General features: G+C 63.9%; 5 protein-coding genes. 4 read left to right on the forward strand and 1 reads right to left on the reverse strand.

Features of this window, described 5'->3' with window-relative positions:
* Positions 1-1,095: acetolactate synthase large subunit (locus EN906_RS21590; RefSeq protein ID WP_127375355.1), on the forward strand; the 1,095-nt coding region annotated here is incomplete at its 5' end.
* A gap of 30 nt (positions 1,096-1,125) precedes the next feature.
* Here the strand turns inward: EN906_RS21590 and EN906_RS21595 are convergent.
* Positions 1,126-1,428 (reverse strand): BolA family transcriptional regulator, encoded by a 303-nt coding sequence (locus tag EN906_RS21595; RefSeq protein WP_013529365.1) that lies wholly within the window; start codon positions 1,426-1,428, stop codon positions 1,126-1,128.
* A gap of 181 nt (positions 1,429-1,609) precedes the next feature.
* Between EN906_RS21595 and EN906_RS21600 the strand changes: the two genes are divergently transcribed.
* The 3 genes from EN906_RS21600 to cobT all read left to right on the forward strand — a co-directional run bounded on the left by EN906_RS21600 (position 1,610) and on the right by cobT (position 5,262).
* Positions 1,610-2,239, forward strand: a complete 630-nt coding sequence (locus tag EN906_RS21600) for a J domain-containing protein (RefSeq protein ID WP_013529366.1) — start codon at positions 1,610-1,612, stop codon at positions 2,237-2,239.
* Between the two features lie 123 nt (positions 2,240-2,362).
* Positions 2,363-3,349 (forward strand): cobaltochelatase subunit CobS, encoded by a 987-nt coding sequence (gene cobS / locus EN906_RS21605; protein WP_013529367.1) that lies wholly within the window; start codon positions 2,363-2,365, stop codon positions 3,347-3,349.
* Between the two features lie 11 nt (positions 3,350-3,360).
* Entirely contained in the window at positions 3,361-5,262 is a 1,902-nt protein-coding gene (gene cobT / locus EN906_RS21610) for a cobaltochelatase subunit CobT (protein WP_013529369.1), read from the forward strand.
* Positions 5,263-5,367: the final 105 nt, after the last annotated feature.

The following is a 5,367-nucleotide window of genomic DNA, read 5'->3' on the forward strand; positions in this document are numbered from 1 at the left end:
ACGATGATCCTGCCGGCGGATGCTGCCTGGGGCGCAGTCGACGCGGTTTCGGTCGGCAAGGTGAAGCTGGTGCCAGCGCCGGCCGTCGATATGGACGCCGTGCGCAAGGTCGCCGCGGCGATCCGTACCGCTCCGGGCCGGGCAGGCATGATCGTTCGCGGAAAGGCCGCACGCGCCGATGCGCTCGCCATCGCCGGGCAGATTTCGACGGGCAGCGATGTCCGCCTGTTCGGCGAGGTTCTGATCGCACGGATGCAACGCGGGCGTGGGCGTGTCGCGCCGACCCGCATCCCCTATCCGGTCGATGCGGCGATGGCTGTGCTGAGCGACGTCGATGTTCTGATCCTGGTCGGTGCGAAGGAGCCGGTTGCCTTCTTCGCCTATCCGGGGAAACCGGGACGGCTCGTGCGGGAAGGCTGCGAGGTGCTGACACTGGCCGCCCATGGCGACGATCTGCATACGGCGCTGGAGGCGCTTCGCGACGAACTTGGCATCAAGCCGTCACAACAACAGGTGCTCGCGGCCGCTTTTCCCGACGAGGCAACGCCGAACGGCAAGCTGACGGAAGATGCCATCGCGCTCTCGGTGGCGCGCAAACTGCCGGCCGATGCGATCGTTTGCGATGAAGCGGTCACCTCGGCCAGGCGTTTCTTCGCGCTGTCGGCCTTTGCAGCGCCGCACGACTACATGATGGGCACGGGCGGATCGATCGGCGGCGGCATCCCGATGGCGACCGGGGCGGCAATCGCCTGTTCGGACCGCAAGGTGATCAACCTCGAAGCCGACGGCAGCGGCATGTACACGGTACAGGGATTGTGGACGCAGGCGCGGGAAAAGCTCGACGTGGTGACGATCGTGTTTTCCAATCGAACCTATGCAATCCTGCATGGCGAGATGAAGAATGTCGGCGTGGGCGCGATCGGCGAGAACGCCAGGCGCATGCTCGACCTCGACCATCCCTCGCTCGACTGGGTGTCGCTGGCCAAAGGCATGGGCGTGGAGGCGGCTCGCGCCGATACGTGCGAGCGCTTCGAGGCGCTGCTGGACAGCGCGCTGTCACGGCGCGGGCCGTTCCTCATCGAAGCGGTGCTCTGAGCGCGGCGAAAAACGATCGGCGGAACCGAGCTACCAGCGGGTCTTTTCGCCGGGAGCCGCCGGTTCGATCGCCAGCGCGTGCACGCCGGCCTTCAATTCGTCGGCAAGCAGTTCATTGACGGCGCGGTGACGGTCGATGCGGCTCATGCCGGCAAAGGCGGAAGCGACGACGCGGACGCGAAAATGCGTCTCGCCGGTGCCGTCATAAGTGCCGTGATGGTCGGAGCCGTGATGGTGGTGGCCGGCATGGAGATGGCTCTCGTTGATGATAACCAGCCTGTCCGGCGAAAATGCCTTATTGAGCTTGTCTTCCATGGTCGCCTGTATGGACATCGCCATCTCCCTTCACCACATATCGCTGGCGTCTCGGCCTGGAAACCGAAAATCGGTTTCGCAAGGGGCCGCCGCCGAGCAACAAAATCCGCCATTCGCCTGCTTTATGCCGCGATTCAGCGGTTAGGGCGATGATCGCGAAAATGTCAATTCTTGTTTCGCATCTGCGAACGCCCCATAAATGGGTAAGATGAAGCCGTACCCCAAATATTTCGAGAAGATTCGCGTCCGCCCCGACAAGGACGCGGAGCTGAAGTCGCACTCGCCGATCTGCCAGTGGGACGGCTGCAAGGAAGCGGGCACCCATCGTGCGCCGGTCGGGCGCATGAAGGAAGGCGAGTATTTCCACTTCTGCTTTGATCATGTGCGCGAGTACAACAAGGGCTTCAACTACTTTTCCGGCGTGCCGGACACCGAGGTCGCGCGCTTCCAGAAGGAAGCCATGACCGGGCACCGGCCGACCTGGAAGATGGGCGCCAACGGGGCCTCGACGCGGTCGTCGCCCGATATGGCCCAGATGCGTTCCGGCCGCGCCGGCTACTATAACCGCATGCGCGACCCGTTCGACCTGTTCAAGGGACCGAAGGATCCGCGCGAGGCGCGCGAGCGCAAGGCCAAGCCGCTTGAGGCCAAGGCGCTGGAAACGCTTGGTCTTGATACAAAGGCGACTGGCAAGGAGATCAAGGCGCGCTATAAGGAACTGGTGAAACTGCACCATCCGGATGCGAATGGTGGCGACAGAGGTTCGGAAGACCGGTTCCGCGATGTGCTGCAGGCCTATCGCGTGCTCAAACAGGCGGGCCTGTGCTGAGCGGCCATACGGTTCGTGTCGTTTTCCAACTTTCATAAGGTTGGAAAAGGCTCTAAGACCGCCCCCGGACAAAATCGATTGCCGGCGAAATCAGACGTTTCGCCCGTGGAGACGTTGAGAGATATGAACAAGGTCGATCGTGACATCGCCAACCTGCCCGACACGACGGTGTCGGTGAAGGAGAAATTCGGCTTCGAGTCCAAGATGGTGGTGCCGGCCTATTCGGTGACATCGGAGCATGTGCCGGACATCGATCCGGACTATCTGTTCGACAAGAACACGACGATGGCGATCCTTGCGGGCTTTGCCTACAACCGCCGCGTCATGGTGTCGGGCTATCACGGCACCGGCAAGTCGACCCATATCGAACAGGTCGCCGCTCGCCTCAACTGGCCTTGCGTGCGCGTCAACCTCGACAGCCATGTCAGCCGTATCGATCTCGTCGGCAAGGACGCGATCGTCGTCAAGGACGGTTTGCAGATCACCGAATTCCGCGACGGCATCCTGCCCTGGGCCTACCAGCACAATGTCGCGCTGTGCTTCGACGAGTACGATGCCGGCCGTCCGGATGTGATGTTCGTCATCCAGCGCGTGCTGGAATCGTCGGGCCGGCTGACGCTGCTCGACCAGAGCCGGGTCATTCGCCCGCATCCGGCCTTCCGGCTGTTCTCGACCGCAAACACGGTCGGCCTTGGCGACACCACCGGCCTCTATCACGGCACCCAGCAGATCAACCAGGCGCAGATGGACCGCTGGTCGATCGTCACCACGCTGAACTATTTGCCGCACGACAACGAAGTCGCCATCGTGCTGGCCAAGGCCAAGCACTATCGCGACGGCAAGGGCAAGGACATCGTCAACAAGATGGTGCGCGTCGCCGACATGACGCGCTCGGCCTTCATCAACGGCGATCTGTCGACCGTGATGAGCCCGCGCACCGTGATCACCTGGGCCGAGAATGCCGAGATATTCGGCAATATCGGCATGGCGTTCCGGCTGACCTTCCTCAACAAGTGCGACGAACTGGAGCGCTCGGTGGTGGCCGAGTTCTATCAGCGCGCCTTCGGCGAGGATCTGCCCGAGAGCGCCGCCAACGTGGTGCTGGGCTAAGCAGGGTCTCGATGGCGGGTCCGGGCGACAACACGCGCAACAAGTCGAAGACGGGGTCTGAAGCCGATAGCTTCAAGCGTGCCGTTACCGTCTGCATGCGCGCCATTGCCGGCGACAAGGAACTGGAGGTCGGTTTCGCCAAGGACCGGCCGGCGCTCGCCGGCAGCCGCGCGCGCTTGCCGGAGCTGCCCAAGAAGGCATCGAAGACCGATATTGCGATCACCCGCGGCCTCGGCGATTCCATGGCGCTGAAGCGCGCCTGCCATGATGTGCGCATCCACACCAAGCTGGCGCCGGAAGGCAAGGCGGCCCGCGCCATCTATGACGCGGTCGAGCAGGCTCGCGTCGAGGCGATAGGCTCACGCGCCATGCAGGGCGTCGCCGACAATATCGGCTCGATGCTGGAGGACAAATACGCCAAGGCCAACCTCGTCGACATCAAGGACAAGGCCGACGCGCCGATCGAGGAAGCTCTTGCCCTGATGGTGCGCGAGAAGCTGACCGGCCGCCCGGTCCCGAAAAGCGGCGAGCGGCTGGTCGAACTTTGGCGCCCCTGGGTCGAGGAGAAGGCCAAGGCCGACCTCGACGGATTGTCGGCCAAGCTCGGCGACCAGCAGGCGTTCGCCCGGGTCGTGCGCGAGATGCTCGCCTCCATGGAGATGGCCGAGGAACTCGGCGACGACCAGGAGACGGAAGATTCCGAGGACAATGACGACAACCAGCCGCAAGGCGAGGAGCAGAGCGAGGAGGGTGGCGAAGAGGATTCCGGCTCCGAGCAGTCGCAGTCCGAGGATGCCGAAGCTTCCGCCGATGACGAACAGTCGGCCGAGACGGAAGCCTCCGACGCCACCGCCGACGATCTGTCCGACGATGACGACGCCGATGCCGAAACACCCGGCGAGGCGCGCCGCAACGACAATCCCTTCACCAATCTGCCGAAGGAGATCGACTACAAGGTCTTCACCACGGCTTTCGACGAGACGGTCGGCGCCGAGGAGCTGTGCGAAGAGGAAGAACTCGACCGGCTGCGCGCCTTCCTCGACAAGCAACTGGCCAATCTGTCCGGCGTCGTTGGGCGGCTGGCCAACCGGCTACAGCGCCGGCTGATGGCACAACAGAACCGCTCCTGGGATTTCGACCTGGAAGAAGGTTACCTCGACCCGGCAAGGCTGGTGCGGGTCGTCATTGACCCGATGCAGCCGCTGTCGTTCAAGCAGGAGCGCGACACCAAATTTCGCGACACGGTGGTGACGCTGGTGCTCGACAATTCCGGCTCGATGCGCGGCCGGCCGATCACGGTCGCCGCCACCTGCGCCGACATATTGGCGCGCACGCTGGAGCGTTGCGGTGTCTCGGTCGAGATCCTCGGCTTCACGACACGGGCGTGGAAGGGCGGGCAGGCGCGCGAGAAATGGCTGAAGGATGGCAAGCCGCCGAATCCTGGCCGGCTCAACGATCTGCGCCACATCATCTACAAGTCCGCCGACCATCCATGGCGGCGGGCACGGCGCAATCTCGGCCTGATGATGCGCGAAGGCCTGCTCAAGGAAAATATCGACGGCGAGGCGCTGCTGTGGGCGCACAACCGGCTGATCGCCCGGCCCGAGCAGCGCAAGATCCTGATGATGATCTCGGACGGCGCGCCGGTCGACGATTCGACGCTGTCGGTCAATCCGGGCAACTATCTCGAGCGCCATCTGCGCGCCGTCATCGAGCTGATCGAGACGCGTTCGCCGGTGGAACTGCTGGCCATCGGCATCGGCCACGACGTCACGCGCTACTACCGCCGCGCTGTCACCATCGTCGATGCCGAGGAACTGGCCGGCGCCATGACCGAGCAACTGGCTTCGCTGTTCGCCGAGGAAAGCGCGAAGGATACGCGACGCGGCGGTGGTATGCGGCGCGCCGGATGATTTCCAGGCGCGGCGGGTTTCGGCAGACGCTTTTCGCCGCCATCGCCCTGCTTTCCGGCGTGGCTTCGGCGGCAGCCGGTTCGGCTGACTCTGGTTCTGTCGAAC

The sequence above is a fragment of the Mesorhizobium sp. M7A.F.Ca.CA.004.06.1.1 genome (genome assembly GCF_003999135.1).
Taxonomy (GTDB): Bacteria; Pseudomonadota; Alphaproteobacteria; order Rhizobiales; family Rhizobiaceae; genus Mesorhizobium.